The organism is Kitasatospora sp. NPDC006697 (genome assembly GCF_042869935.1).
In the GTDB taxonomy this organism is placed as follows: Bacteria; Actinomycetota; Actinomycetes; order Streptomycetales; family Streptomycetaceae; genus Kitasatospora.
Map to the genome: position 1 here is coordinate 12,413 of NZ_JBIAGU010000032.1, position 13,325 is coordinate 25,737.

A 13,325-nucleotide genomic window follows, 5' to 3' on the forward strand; every position below is an offset into this window, starting at 1 on the left:
TCCGTCTCGTCGTCGCCGGCTGTCGGAGGCGAAGGCGTGGAACGCGTCGGCACGGCGCGGCGTGATTGCGCCGTGGCCGCCGCTGTTCCCGTCGTCCCCGGGCACCGGCCGGGGCGATCGTCCGCAGCACGGCCGGTGCGCCCCGGGGAGATCAGGCGCCGTCGTCCTCTTGGACCGGGTGCCCGGCCTCGGCGTCCCCGGTGTCCTCGCGCAGGGTGGGAAGCGTGTTGACGGCGCCGTGGCGGATCCCGTGTTTGTGCTCGTAGAAGGTCTCAGGGCAGGGAGCGGCCCTTGACGGGCGCAGTGGCGCCGCGTGGACCCCGCTGGTCCGCTCCGTGGGATTCACCCTGATGGAGCATCAGATGTCAGCGCCAGCGGATGACCGGTGCTGTGCACATCCCCGCCGGTTCCCGCACGCCAGCGGGTTGTACCGAACCGCAACAGGGACAACCGCGCACAACACCCGTCCGAAAAGGACAACCCGAGCACCCCTGGGCGATCGCCCAGATGACAGCACCGGACCGGGCTGGAGCGGACCGGGCCCTGTTCCAGCGGCTGTCACCGGCCTTGCACGGCCGCCGCCGACCCCCGACTCTGTACTGCGGCGTTCCTCGGTGCCCGGCGTCAGCCGCTGCCACCGGTCTCAGGGCGCACCCCCCGGGAGCCTTGTGGCGCAAGGCACCCGACCCAGTGGCGGGGCCAGGCTTTTCTTGCCGGGCCCCGCCACACCTCGCGTCTACTGCCACCGGCACCTGGGCGGTTCTCCCGTCGGCCGGCCAGACGTCATCGTCACGCGCCCGCCGGCACCGGAGCCGCTCAGCCCGTCACGCTGACCCGATGACCCCATCCCCGAAATTTCGGGGGCCAGCACCCTCCTTCGACGAAGTGAACCGTCCGTCGAAAGGCGCGCACCCACCCGTACACCATTGGTGTACCAGCGGTGTACGATCGCGGTATGGCTGATGCAACGATCAAGGTTTCCCCGGAGACGCGGGACCGCTTGGCCGCGCTCGCGGCGGCCCAGGGCACGACGATCGGCGCGCAGGTGGCGCTGCTGGTGGAGCGGCAGCCCACCGCGGAGCAGATCGCCGAACGCGTCGCTGAGGGGCGCCGGATGCTGCGGGAGCACTTCGGGATGCAGCTCACCGACGCCGAGCTGGACCAAGGGCCGGACCTGCTGCAGCGGATCTACAACATCGCCGCCGACGACGCGCGCGCCCACCTCGCCCCGAGGCGCAGCGCGTGATCATCCTGGATTCGAGCGCCCTGGCCGCGCTGGCCGAGGGGCATCCGCGTCTGCACCGGGTGGTGGACGCGGCTCTGCGCAGCCCGTTCCAGCACCTGCTGGTGCCGGTGCTGTGCCTGGTGGAGGCGGAGATCAAGGACGAGGGCGTTGCGAACGCGGTCCTGGCGCTTCCGTCGTTGGAGTTCGAGCCGCTGGACGCGAGCACTGCGGTGCTGGTGGCGTCGATGGTGCGCGACGGGTACGGCGGCCAGGACGTGGCGCACACCATCGCCACCAGCCTGCCGACCCCGCTGCGGCCGGCGCAGCACCTGATCCTGACGGCCCGCCAGGAGCTGTACCCGCCGGGGGTCGCGACCGTCTCGATCGACGACCCCCGCCTGGAGCTGTAGGTGCCGCTGGAAGGGTTAGCCGGGCAGCTCGGTTCCGGCGAGGGCGGACGCATCCTGCAGCAGGAAGTTCTGCCGGCGGTGCTGGGAGGGGCGGTGGCGCAGCGGCGGCCGGTGGTGGTGTTCGTGGCCGGGCAGGCCGGTAGCGGCAAGACGGCCGTGGTGGACCTGGTGCACGCCGCTCTCGGGCGGCGGGGTGGTGCGGTGCGGGTGGACCGCGACGCCTACAAGGCCGTCCACCCTTCCTACGAGCGGTTCCTGGCCGAGGACGTGCGCACCGCCGGGGTGCGGGTGCGCACCGACACCTACGCGTGGCAGGCCGAGGTGGAGGAGCAGCTGCGCTGGCGGCGGCTGGACGCGGTGGTGGAGGCAGCGCTGGGCCGCCCCGAGGAGTTCCTGGCGCAGCTGGCCGCCTACCGGCGGGCCGGCTACCGGGTCGAGATCGTGGCGCTGGCCGTGCCGGAGGCGCTCAGCCAGCTGAGCGTCCTGGAGCGCTACCTACAGCTGGCCGTGGAGGGGCGGGCCCGCTACGTGGGCTGGGACAACCACGACGCCTGCGCCGCGGCGCTGCCCGCCGTGCTCGCCGAGGTGGAGGAGAAACGCCTGGCCGAGCGGGTCTTCGTCGTGCGGCGCGGCACCGGCATGGTGCTGGAGAGCGTGTACGGCAACGAGCTCGGTGCCGACGGATGCTGGGTGCGGCCGGCGCGGGCGGCCCGGGCGGTGCTCGCCGAGCGGGGCCGCCCCTGGGACGCCGCGACGACCGGCCGGTTCCGCCGCCAGCTCGCCGCCAGCGAACGCCGCGTCACCGACCCCCGCATCCCGGCGGACTGGGCCCTGGCCGCTGGCCGGGACGCCGAGCGGGCCGCAGCGCTGGCCGAACCGGTACGCCGCACCGCCCAGGCACTCCCCCGCTCCCCCGGGGTCGACTACCACCGGCTCTGTGCCGACGAGCACGAGTTCGTCTTCGACGCGGTAGTCGTGCCGTCCATGCTGAGCACGGTCACCGCCCAGGAGAAGCCGGTCGTGGTCTTCGTGGCCGGCCAGCCCGGAGCGGGCAAGACCCGGGCCGCCCACCTGGTGACCCGAAGCGTGCACCGGCCGGTTCACCTGTCGGGCGACTACTTCAAAATCCTGCACCCGGACTACCTGGTGCTGCTGCGCGCCGACCCGCGCCGGGCCTCGGAGCCGATCCGCACCGACTACCGGGCCTGGCAGGCCCGCGCGGAGGCCTACGTACGCGAGCGCCGCGGGAACCTCGTCATCGAGACCACCCCGGCCAGCCCCGAGCAGTTCGCCGCCGCCGCGCAGATCTACCGGCGGGCCGGCTACCGGGTGGAGCTGCTGGTGCTGGCCGTGCGCGCAGCCGACTCCCGCCAGGGCACCGCCCACCGCTACGCCCGCCTCACCTGGCGCGGACTGCCCGCCCGGTACACCACCGCCGCCGGCCACGACGCCTGCTTCCGGAGACTGGCCGATGTCGTCGCCACCGCCGAAGAACAGGGAGCGGTCGACGAGGTCACCGTGATGCGGCGCGACACCAGCGCCCTCCACCGAGGCCGGGCCGCCGCCGACGGTGGCGGAGGTTACGGAGCCGGGGCACTGGCACTGCTCGCCGAGCAAGCCCGCCCCTACACCGAACAGGAAGCGGCCGCGTTCTGGGCCGTCCAGCGGGACCTGCACACGGCGATGCCGCAGTACCGAGACGACCTGGTCGCCATCGGCGCCCTGGCGCTGCCCCTCATGCCCCACGGCCTGCGGCCGCGTCAGCTGCAGGCGCCCGCAGCCCCTGCTCCTACGCTGCCTGTCCCGGCCCGGTAAGGGCGGTCACCCGGGGACGGCCGTCTCCCATAGACGGCGGATCTGTGCCTCGGCAAGCCTGACCAGTGCGCTGGGAACGATGAACTGCGTGGGTTCGATGCCCTGGTCCAACCACACGAGCGAGAGGATGGAATCCCCCTCCGCCGGCAGGGAGCGGACCCAGTAGCCTAGCCGCCAGATCGGGCCGCTGGAGGAGGCGTGCCTGACGAGCCCACTGCGATGGGGTCCCGCAGCGCTCACGCGGTCCTCGGTCCCCATCGCGAGGTGAGTGATCGGTCCTCCCGGATACTCAAGGGAGATCTGAAGGCCACCCGCCGTACCCAGCTGATTGCGCATGAGCCGTTTCAACTCGACAAGTGCCTCCGGAGAGGTATCACTCGCGTTGAACCGAATCTCCAGGTCGAAAGTCAGACCCGTTGAGAACGCCATGATCTGGGTGACGATCACGGCCGCAGCCGGACCCTCGGCGACAAACGACGGACTCGAAACTTGTCCTCCGACCTCGTTGCCGGGCGGCTTCACATTAGGCGGACCGTCACCCCTGTGACTGATGGTTGCGACCGTTCCTGTCATAGATACATACTCCCGCGCGGATTTCTCGCCTAGTAGCAGTAGATCTCCGCTACGGGGCTTTGAGGGTCTCCAACCGAGGTGCTGCCCCAAGTCTCCGTGACCACGACCGACGTGTAGTAGTCGTAGGCCGTGGAGCCCGGGCTGCACGACACCGAGGCCGACGCAGTCGTTGCGGGAGGCGGGCAGCTGTAGTTGGTGCTCCCGGACGCCGCTACCGCCCACCGTTCGGCGTAGAGGTCATATACATACAGGTCGGCTTGCGAGGAACAGGAAGACGGCGGGTGGGGCGAGCAGCTGTCGATGCCTCCGGACCCGACCACCACGTAGTTCCCACCGCCGGTGTAGGCGAGTTGAGGCGTGTTCGCGTGTGCGGAACACAGAATAGTGTCCGCTGGGCTGTTCTTGATCGGGCCGCTCGATCCTACGGACACAGTGCTGTGACCAGCATGCGGTGGTACGGGTTCGGCTCCCGTGGCGTTCGCGGGGGCCCCAAAAGTCAGCATTGCCGCGAATGCTGGAGCTAATAGGCCTGCAAAGCGGGTAAGTCGCATGAATCCCCCCAGCTCGATGATCAGATATTGGCTGACGCGCTGGCGCGCGCAACAGCGATCGTGGCACCGTGCTCAATCACCGCTGGCTCCCAACTGGTTGAGACCGCTCAACGGCTGTGCCCAGACTATCTCCCCCGCCTCATGATCAGTACCCCGTCTTTCTCAGCGGATTTGAATGGGCCCTGGGCCGACTCACCTTCTGTTCGCGCCGAAATCGGGCGCCGATACGGGCCGAGGAGCTTTCGGTCGCGCCCTGCTGAGGACGGCCGTCTCGGATGGTGCCGCCGAGTACTCCTGGCGCCGTATCAGGCAGGCTCACCTCACCCGAGTGACGACGTCGCGTAGTCGCTCGTCAACGGCGAACAGGCGCCCCACGCCCGGTGGTCGGGCGCGGTGTCAACGGCCCGCCGCCGGGGGCTGAGGCGCGGTCGGGGGCCACTGCGTCAGGCGCGTCACGACCGCGCGAGCGCAGCCTGCTCCGACACTAGTCCTTCTCCGCCTCCAGGGACTTCAGCAGCTCGGCGTAACGGCCGGCGATCCTGTCGACTTCCTCCGCGGTGGCCTGGCCGAGGCGCTCGCGATCCTGGCTGCAGGCCTGGATCCGCGCGGCCAGCTCCTCCTGGTGCTGCTGGTCGCCGCCGCGCCGGGCGGCCAGCAGCTGGCGGCCGTACTGCGCGATGACGGCGCCAATGGCCTCGTCGACCTCCTCGACAGAGGCGCCACCGCCGCCTTCTGGCGACGGGAACGGTGCGGACGGGTTGTGCACGGCAGACCACCTTCAGGGCAGGGAACGGGACGGCCGGGGCGGATGCCGGCGGCTGCCCGGTCGGGCTGGTCACCGGCTACGGCCTGGCCTGTTTCCGCTGATCCTGCCGCCTGGCCGAGCGAACGGCATAGATTGGTCGTCAGGTGATCCTGTCCTGGGGGGACTTTCCGTGGCCGACCTGCGCGCACTGTTCAGCTCCAACGACCCGTCAGGAGTAGAGAGCGCGGAGGCGTTCACCAACCGCCAGCACCAGTGGGACCTGGTCGCCGCCGCCATCGAGGAACACCTGCGCCGCATCGCCGCCCCCGGGTTCAACGTGGAAGACCTGGAGGCCGCCCGCACCAACCTGATCGTCTTCTACGGGGTCGGCGGCGTCGGCAAGTCCACGCTGCTGCGCAAGCTGGAGGCGGTCCTCACCGCCGCCGACCAGCGGCCCCGGCAGTGGGGGGCTGGGATCGGGGCGGGCGAGCGGCTGCTGCCGGTGCGGATCGACCTGGCCCGCTCCGCCTCCACCGGCAGCGACTTCGAGCGGGTCGTGCTGACGATCCGCCTGGCCCTGGCCGGCGCCCTCGGGCGCCCGCTGCCCGGCTTCGACCTGGCGCTGCGCCGGTACTGGGACGCCCAGCACCCCGGGGAGCCGCTGGAGGAGTACGTCAAGCGCACCGGGCTGGCGGGCCGGGCCGGCCGACTGCTGCCCGAGCAGCTGCAGGCGGCGGTCGGCGAGGTCGCCGGCTCGCTGCAGCTGCCCGGCATCGTCGGCTCGGCCGCCGGCCAGGTCGCCGCCGCGCTGGTGAAGGCGCTGCGTCAGCACCGCGAGCGGTCCCGGGCTCTGGCCGGGGCCGCCCGCACCGCGGCGCTGCTGGAGGCCGACCCGGACCTGGAGGCGCTCTCCTACTACCCGCACCTGCTCGCCTGGGAGCTCCAGCACCTGCCCGCCGGCAAGCAGATCACCCCGGTGGTGTTGCTGGACACCTTCGAGGACACCGCCGACCGGCACCGCGACTTCGAACGGCTGCTGCAGCGACTGGTCTGGCTGATGCCCACCGCGTTCTTCGTCATCGCCGGCCGCAACCGCCTGCCCTGGGGCGACCGTGCGCTGCAGGGCCAGCTCGACCACACCGGCCCCACCGCCTGGCCGCACCTCGCCCCGCGCGCCGGCCAGCCCGCGCACGCAGCGGGCGGGACCGGCCAGCACCTGCTCGGCGACTTCTCCCTCGACGACTGCGACGACTACCTGGCCCGCCGCCTCACCCACGACGGCCAGCCCCTCATCAACGCGGAGATCCGGAACGTCATCACCGAGCGCTCCCACGGCCTGCCGCTGCACCTGGACCTGGCGGTGGCCCGCTTCCTGGAGATCCGCCGCACCCGCACCCCCGCCCCGGCCGACTTCGACCACACCTTCCCCGCCCTGATCGCCCGCACCCTGTCCGACCTGACTGACGACGAACGCCACGTCCTGCGCAGCGCCTCCCTGCTGGACGCCTTCGACGTCGACCTGGCCACCCAGGCCGCCGGCCTCACCCACCAGGCAGCCGCCCGCCGCCTGGTGGAGCGCCCGATGATCGGCGAAGACCCGTACGCGATCTGGCCCTACCACCTGCACGGCGCGATCCGCACCGCCCTGCAGAGCGACGACACCCACACCCCCGACCGCTGGACACCCGCCGACTGGCACCAGGCCGCCGAGCGGGCCCTGGCCGCCCTCGGCCGCCAGTGGCAACACGGTGAAGGCGACGGGGCCGCCGGGGCGGGGCGCGGCCGCGGGTTCCTCGTGGCCTGCCTGCGCCAGGGCCTGCGGCTGGCCCGCACCCACCGCCTCGATCAGCTCGACTGGCTCACCGAGGCGGCCTTCGCCTACATCGCCGACTCCGTGTGGGAGCCCATCGCCCCACCCGCCCCCGCACCAGGCCCCGACGGCGGCAGCGGCGAAAGCGCGGACACGCCAGCCGACGCGCTCGCCGAACTGCTGACCGCGATCAGCCGGCGCCAGCACGAGCACCGCGCCCGCACCGCCCAACGGCTGACCGCCGTCCTCGACACCGGCCTGCTCACCGAGGAACTGGCCGAGCTCGCCTGGTACTACCGGGCCAAGGCCGACAAGGACCTCGGCCACACCGCCCAGAGCCTGACCGGCATGCGCCACGTCGCCGCCGCGGGCGGGCGCCTCGCCCCGCAGGCGCGCCGCGGCATCGCCAACCTCGCCCGCATCCGCGGCGACTTCCCCACCGCCCTGGAAGCCGTCCCCGGGCTCGGCTGGAAGGGCCGCCAGCACCGCGTCCTGGGCGACATCCTGTGGCCGCAAGGCGACTTCACCGCCGCCATCGCCACCATCCTGGACTCGCGCACCGAAGCCGAACAGCACGACGCCGCCGGCGAACGGGCCATCGCCCAGACCCGCCTGGCCCTGGTCACCGCCTTCACCGACCCCGACCGGGCCGGCGAGGAACTCGCCCTCGCCCACCAGCTGCTCGAGCCGCTGGCCCAGCGCGCCACCGCGCTCCTGGCCGACGTAGCGGGCCTGGTCCGCGACGCCGGCACCGACGACAACGGAATCCACGACCAGGCCGCCGTCCTGCGCACCCGGATCGACGTCGCCGGCCTGCCCTGGCTCACCCCGCTACTGGAGACCGCCCTCGCCTTCCACCACGCCATCCGCGACGAACACGACGCCCACGCGACCGCCCTCGAGCGGCTGACCGCAGCGACCGCCGGCGGCGACTTCGCCTACTACCTCGACATCGCCCACTACATGGCCGGCCAGCCCCTCCCGCACCCCACCAGCACCCGCTGGCTCGACACCGAGGACACCGTCCGCGCCCGCTGGCGAGCCACCGTCACCGGCCGCCAACACCCCGCCTCCCGCACGGAGCACACCTCATGACCGCTCTGCAGCCCGACCAGTGGGACCTGCTCGCCCGGATCGCCGCCGTCACCGGCGGCTGGCTCGTCGACAACCCCGCCGCCCCGGACCGACGCCGCAGAGCCACCATCGTCCGCGCCCTGGCCGACGAAGGCCTGTGCGAACTCGCACCCGACGAGCAGCTCAACCTGCGCAAGTCCGACGGGCGAAGCCCCGGCTGGGCCGCGCGGATCCTGCCCGACGGACTACTGGCCCTGCGCTACCGCGAACTCCACACCGCCTCCGCCACCGGCGAACTACCCCACCGGCCGCCGGTACCGGCCGGGATCGAACTGTCCGCCTCAGAGCTGGACACGCTGCGGCACTTCACCGCCCTCGCACCCCTGCTGCCCGGCGCCCGCACCCGGGAACTCGCCGACGCGCTCGCCCAGGCAGTGCCCGGGCCCGGCAGCAGGACCTGGACCGTGCCCGCCACCACCTCCAACCTCGACGCCATCGAGGCCGCCTTCCGGCTCGAAATGCTCACCGGCGCCAGCACCAGCCGCAGCTACCACCGCATCCGCCGCGAACGCCCTACCGGAAGCACCCCGGCCCGCCTCACCGCCACAACCGCCAACCAGCCCCCGCAAGAGGCCGACCAACCCGCGCCCAGGGCAACGGGAACGTAGGCGTCCCGGACTGCGTGGCCCCAGGCAGTCCACACCGCCGAGTCGCAGTCTTGTTCGCAGGATGCGACGTCCGCGAGGCCGGGACGGGGGTCCCTCTGCCGGTGGCTGATCCCGGGAAGGGGCCGAACTTATCGATTCCCCACGGTTTCTGACGGCTGCATGGAGCTGCCGGCTCGGGACTGTGTCGCACGAAAACTTCAGGGTCGAAGCAAGAAGACTTCGAGGTGTCCGCAAGTTCTTGTCGGCAGACTGGGACACTAGGTGTCGAAGCCTGGACCAGGTGGTTTGCGTCGTCGGGGAGCGGGTTCTACAGCAGCTCGCCGTCCAGGTACTTGATGACCGAGGTAACCAGCATGAGGGCGTACACGGCGTTGATGCGGGAGTACTGCGTCCTCGAGACGCCGTGCACACTGGGGTGCCGACCAAAGGTTCGCGGGATCCGGTCGTTGTTCTTCGGGAAGTACTTTGCGTGGGCGTACCAGACCGGGGCGAAGGTGCAAGCGGTCATGAACAGGTGGTCGTCCATCTTGAACTTGACGCCCTTGGTCTTGAAGTCGTTCTTGGTCAGTTGAACGCGAAGGGCATCGTCGAGGTGATGCTGAAGGATCGAGTCGAGGAGGTTGGCGGCCAAGGCTTGGGCCGCATTGGTGTGGCCGGCCTTCAGCGCGCTGGCGACGTCGCGGGCGAAGCCGCGATCGTCCCGAAGGTCGGGGTGAGTGACGTTGTCGAGGACGGCTTCGCAGTCGGTGATGATTCCTCGCCAGCGCTGTCCGATGATCCGGCGTCGTGTTCCGGCATCAGGGGCGTCCAGCAGCGCGCTTACCGTCGCAGCTCGCGGCACCCACATGAGGGGGATGCCCTCGTCCAACAGCAGCGGCTCCAGTTCGGCAAGCGTCGCTTCCGCCTCGCGCAGATTCGCGGGAAAGGCCCGCCTGACCATCTCGGCCAGGGTTTCGAAGATGCTCTGCCACTGGGCCTTGTAGTTCTGGAAGAACGGATCGAGCGACCGCCGGACCGTATCGTGGACGGAGGCCAACTCGAGTAGGCCTCTGGCGATCCCGTCGAGCGCCGTGCGGTGCTTCAGCTGCCCGCCGACCCACAACGCGGGCCGAATCACGGAGTCGAGGCTCGCCGTAAGCGCGCGTATCTGCCTGGCCGACTCGTCCAGCACGGACAGGTTCCGGGTGAACTCGGTGAGCCCGGACGCGAGCCCGAGCGTCGGGGGCTGCCATGTGCCCAGTCCCGCCAGGGCTGCGGCTGTCTCGCGCACCTCCCTGCCGAAACCCAGATCCAGCGGTGGTGGTGTTACTGGCAGATCTGCTGCGCCGAACCCCTTCCTCAGCATTACGGGGTCCGCGCTGCCCTCGTCCTGCGGCTCGTCGGGGTCGGTGATGTCGTCCGTGACGTCCTCATCCTTAGGCTCGTGCTCGCCCCTGTCAGCGTTCGTTCCCCATAGTTCCAGGCGCATCCTGCAAGCAGCACCCGCTTTTCCCGCTGTCCTTTGCCGCTGGCCTTGACCGATTGCCACTGAAGTTGGACCGCTGCAGGACAGCCGCGCTGGCGGGCTTAGGCTCTCCTCCGTCAGCGGCCCAGCCCTGCACAGTGCGATGGAAGACACCGAGCTGCACGGCGACGGCTGGGGCGTAGCCCCTCGCCCGGCGCGCTGAGCAGGCTCGCCGCAGGCAAAGGAACGGCGAGGGAGGCCGTCCCCAGAAGCTGGCTCCTCGCGGATCGACTGTTGGTGGTCGTCCCCCTCCTGGACCTGCTGGTGGAGATGATCGCCTCATGGTTGAGGGGGACTGTCAGTTCGCTTCAGCGGTCACCGCAGCAGGGTCACCCCCGAGGACTGGAGGATGCGCAGCATCGAGCGACATGGTGCTACAGGTGGCGACCCGAGTACCCACTCCTGTTGTTTGCTCCGTCCCTGCGATCACCCCCGCACGGCCGCGGCGCTGTACACCATATGGTCCGCACCAATCGTGCGGACCGGGCCCCGCAAGGTGTCGGAGGTCCGCGGGTACAACGGACAGTCACCTTAGAAGGTACGACGAGGGTAAAACGCCAGGTCAGAGTACATGGAGCGTATGCGTATCTGTCTCCTCAGCCGGTACGCCATGACCTCGGCGTGTATCGACTGAGGGGACACCCGAGAGTCGGAATGTCAAAGATCCTGACTCGGTGCCGGTCGAATGGTCAAAACCCTTTGACATTCTGGGAGGCTTCGGCCGGATCCGCGTGTGTCCCCTCAGAGGGAACACGGTTGGGATCGATGTCCCCGCTGAGGGGACACGCGACACGCGGAATGTCGCAAGGGTCCGACATTCCTGTCAAAGGGTTCTGACATACTGCTGGTCCCGCAGTGATCAACCTGACCGCGACCGTGGGAGACCCAGCCCGTGCCGACCGAGCCCACGCGCCGCCGCAGTTCACCGCGCGCCAACCCGCAGCAGCCCCCGCTGCCTCTCGCAGATCCAGTGAGCGCCTTCAGCTCGCCTCTGGCTCCGGTTCCCTCGGTGTCCGGCCTTGACGACCTGGCCGAGCGCTACCCGGACCGCAAGGTCTCCGTGAGTGCCCGGCAGAGGCCGCTGGAGATCTACTCGGGCAAGCCAAACCAGCAAGGCTCCTTCTCGCTGGACAGCCAGGAGTTCTTTCTGGTCATCGCCCAGTTCTTCCGGGAGGCCCTCCCCTTGCGGATCATCATCCTGATGATCGCCTGTCAGCGGGCGGGCGGACGGATCGAGCTGACGCAGGAGGAGATGGGCACCGTTCTGGACATCACCCGCCCCAAGATCAACGATGCTCTCCAGGAGATCATGGAGCACGGGATCGTCTACAAGGTGAAGCCCGGCCTCTATCAGTTCAATCCCCCGTACTCGTACCGGGTGGCCGAGTTCGTCCCCGCGAGCGAGGGTCAGCCGGCCAAGGTCATTCGAGTGGAGCAGGCCGATAGGATCTCCGAGATCCGGGGCAACACCGGCCTACCGGACCGGGTTCGCTTCCCGTCCTTGGAGGCGATGCGGACCGCGATCGAGGAACTGCGCAGGGCGCGGGCCGAGGAACGGGCCGCGCGACGCAAGGCCCGACAGGACAAGGGGAGGACCTCGTGACTCTGCACTTCGCAGCGGTGAACGCGGACGGCGTCGTCGCCGACCTGGAGATGGGCCCCGCGGCCTATCGGATCCTGCTCAAGCTCCGTGCGTACAGCGAGCCGGGCGGACGCCTCGTCCAGAACCAGGACGAGATCGCCAAGCTGGTCAAGATCTCGCGCGCGACCGTCATCACCGGCATGCGCGACCTCGAACTCGCCCATCTCGTGAAGCGGGTCAAGAACGGCACGTACCAGCTCAACGCCATGATCGCGCCCTATCGCAGCCCTGAGGAGTGCGTCGCCGCCATCGCGGTCATGCCGGCCGAGCACCGCCTCGATCACCCCGACTACGTGGCGGCCTACCAGCGGGCCGCCGCGGCCTACAGGGACCAGCTCGCCGAGCAGCGCAAGAAGAAGGCGAAGGCGAAGACCCGCCAGGCCGGCAATATCCGCGTGCTTCCCGCTGTCGGCTGATCCCGTGATCAGGACTCGATGAACCACTCCGTTCAGGTGGCCACCAAGCTTCGCCGCGCGTCATTCGGCTCTGGCCCGGGCGCTACTGAACCGCCCCGGGTTCGATGGGGACTCGATTTCGTGTGAGGATTCGAGTCATGGCACGTCCTTCCTCCTACCCGCCTGAGCTGCGCCGTCGTGCGGTGCGCATGGTCGCCGAGGTCCTCGGCGACTACCCGAACGAGTCGGCCGCGCTGCGGACCGTCGCGGAGAAGCTGGGCATCGGCTCCGCCGAGACCCTGCGCAACTGGGTGCGACGGGACCAGGTCGACTCCGGGCAGCGCCCGGGCACGACCACGGAGGAATCCGCGCAGATCAAGGCGATGAAGAAGGAGATCGCCGAGCTCAAGCGCGCCAACGAGATCCTCAAGGCCGCAGCGAGTTTCTTCGCGGCCGAGCTCGACCGGCCACACCTTCGCTCGTAGCGTTCATCGACGAGCACCGGGGCCGCTTCGGCGGCGTCGAGCCGATCTGCCGCGTACTGACCGAGCACGGCTGCAGCATCGCCCCCTCCACCTACTACGCCCACCACCAGCGCGTGGCCTCGCCCTCCGTCCGCACCGTTCGCGACGAGGAACTCAAGCCGCTGATCAAGGAGGTCTACAACGCCAACTACCGCGTCTCCGGGGCCCGGAAGGTCTGGCGGGAGCTGGGCCGGCAAGGCCACGCGGTTGCCCGCTGCACCGTCGAACGCCTCATGCGCGAACTCGGCATCACCGGCGTGGCTTTATAGGTGAGTTGTGAGAGCACCTGTCGCTCGGCGGCGAGAGCACCCGATGCCACGGGAGAGTGATGTCGCCGAGTTTTGAGAGCACCCCGGTGCTTGCTTCGGGACCATGGTTGTGCTCTGCAC

At 70.2% G+C, this 13,325-nt stretch carries 11 protein-coding genes and 1 pseudogene; 8 read left to right on the forward strand and 4 right to left on the reverse strand.

Features of this window, described 5'->3' with window-relative positions; all coding sequences use genetic code 11:
• Positions 1-151: 151 nt before the first annotated feature.
• A complete protein-coding gene (locus ACFYNO_RS32615; RefSeq protein WP_388021005.1) occupies positions 152-346 on the reverse strand; it encodes a hypothetical protein in 195 nt (64 codons plus the stop codon).
• A 609-nt stretch (positions 347-955) separates the two neighbouring features.
• Here ACFYNO_RS32615 and ACFYNO_RS32620 point away from each other — a divergent pair.
• The 3 genes from ACFYNO_RS32620 to ACFYNO_RS32630 are packed head-to-tail and all read left to right on the forward strand — an operon-like array spanning position 956 to position 3,450.
• The gene (locus ACFYNO_RS32620) at positions 956-1,246 is read left to right on the forward strand and encodes a hypothetical protein (RefSeq protein WP_388021007.1); all 291 of its coding nucleotides are present in this window, start codon (positions 956-958) and stop codon (positions 1,244-1,246) included.
• Positions 1,243-1,635, forward strand: coding sequence for a hypothetical protein (locus ACFYNO_RS32625; protein WP_388021009.1), 393 nt, complete (start codon positions 1,243-1,245; stop codon positions 1,633-1,635). The genes ACFYNO_RS32620 and ACFYNO_RS32625 overlap by 4 nt, the downstream gene beginning before the upstream one ends.
• Positions 1,636-3,450, forward strand: coding sequence for a zeta toxin family protein (locus ACFYNO_RS32630; protein WP_388021011.1), 1,815 nt, complete (start codon positions 1,636-1,638; stop codon positions 3,448-3,450).
• Between the two features lie 6 nt (positions 3,451-3,456).
• Here the strand turns inward: ACFYNO_RS32630 and ACFYNO_RS32635 are convergent, their stop codons facing one another.
• Both ACFYNO_RS32635 and ACFYNO_RS32640 read right to left on the reverse strand, forming a co-directional pair.
• Positions 3,457-3,897 carry a hypothetical protein gene (locus ACFYNO_RS32635; protein WP_388021013.1) on the reverse strand — a complete coding sequence of 147 codons (441 nt, stop codon included), beginning with the start codon at positions 3,895-3,897 and terminating at the stop codon, positions 3,457-3,459.
• Between the two features lie 1,161 nt (positions 3,898-5,058).
• Entirely contained in the window at positions 5,059-5,340 is a 282-nt protein-coding gene (locus tag ACFYNO_RS32640; protein ID WP_388021015.1) for a hypothetical protein, read from the reverse strand.
• Positions 5,341-5,509: 169 nt separating this feature from the next.
• On the opposite strand from ACFYNO_RS32640, the gene ACFYNO_RS32645 reads away from it, so the two are divergent.
• Together ACFYNO_RS32645 and ACFYNO_RS32650 are read left to right on the forward strand one after the other, a co-directional pair.
• Entirely contained in the window at positions 5,510-8,224 is a 2,715-nt protein-coding gene (locus ACFYNO_RS32645) for an ATP/GTP-binding protein (RefSeq protein WP_388021017.1), read from the forward strand.
• A complete protein-coding gene (locus ACFYNO_RS32650; protein ID WP_388021019.1) occupies positions 8,221-8,871 on the forward strand; it encodes a hypothetical protein in 651 nt (216 codons plus the stop codon). The genes ACFYNO_RS32645 and ACFYNO_RS32650 overlap by 4 nt, the downstream gene beginning before the upstream one ends.
• Positions 8,872-9,178: 307 nt before the next feature.
• Here the strand turns inward: ACFYNO_RS32650 and ACFYNO_RS32655 are convergent, their stop codons facing one another.
• Positions 9,179-10,339 carry a hypothetical protein gene (locus tag ACFYNO_RS32655; protein ID WP_388021021.1) on the reverse strand — a complete coding sequence of 387 codons (1,161 nt, stop codon included), beginning with the start codon at positions 10,337-10,339 and terminating at the stop codon, positions 9,179-9,181.
• A gap of 928 nt (positions 10,340-11,267) precedes the next feature.
• On the opposite strand from ACFYNO_RS32655, the gene ACFYNO_RS32660 reads away from it, so the two are divergent.
• The 3 genes and pseudogenes from ACFYNO_RS32660 to ACFYNO_RS32670 all read left to right on the forward strand — a co-directional run.
• The gene (locus ACFYNO_RS32660; protein WP_388021023.1) at positions 11,268-11,978 is read left to right on the forward strand and encodes a hypothetical protein; all 711 of its coding nucleotides are present in this window, start codon (positions 11,268-11,270) and stop codon (positions 11,976-11,978) included.
• A complete protein-coding gene (locus ACFYNO_RS32665; protein ID WP_388021025.1) occupies positions 11,975-12,433 on the forward strand; it encodes a MarR family transcriptional regulator in 459 nt (152 codons plus the stop codon). Before ACFYNO_RS32660 ends, ACFYNO_RS32665 begins: the two co-directional genes overlap by 4 nt.
• 137 nt (positions 12,434-12,570) lie before the next feature.
• Positions 12,571-13,193 (forward strand): annotated as a pseudogene (locus ACFYNO_RS32670) (IS3 family transposase); the annotation flags it as partial.
• Between the last annotated feature and the right edge of the window lie 132 nt (positions 13,194-13,325).

What these genes read in the sequence shown, in the direction of transcription:
- ACFYNO_RS32620 (WP_388021007.1), top strand. Translation starts at nt 956, where the DNA reads ATGGCTGATGCAACGATCAAGGTTTCCCCGGAGACGCGGGACCGCTTG.
- ACFYNO_RS32650 (WP_388021019.1), top strand. Translation starts at nt 8,221, where the DNA reads ATGACCGCTCTGCAGCCCGACCAGTGGGACCTGCTCGCCCGGATCGCC.
- ACFYNO_RS32655 (WP_388021021.1), bottom strand. Translation starts at nt 10,339, where the DNA reads ATGCGCCTGGAACTATGGGGAACGAACGCTGACAGGGGCGAGCACGAG.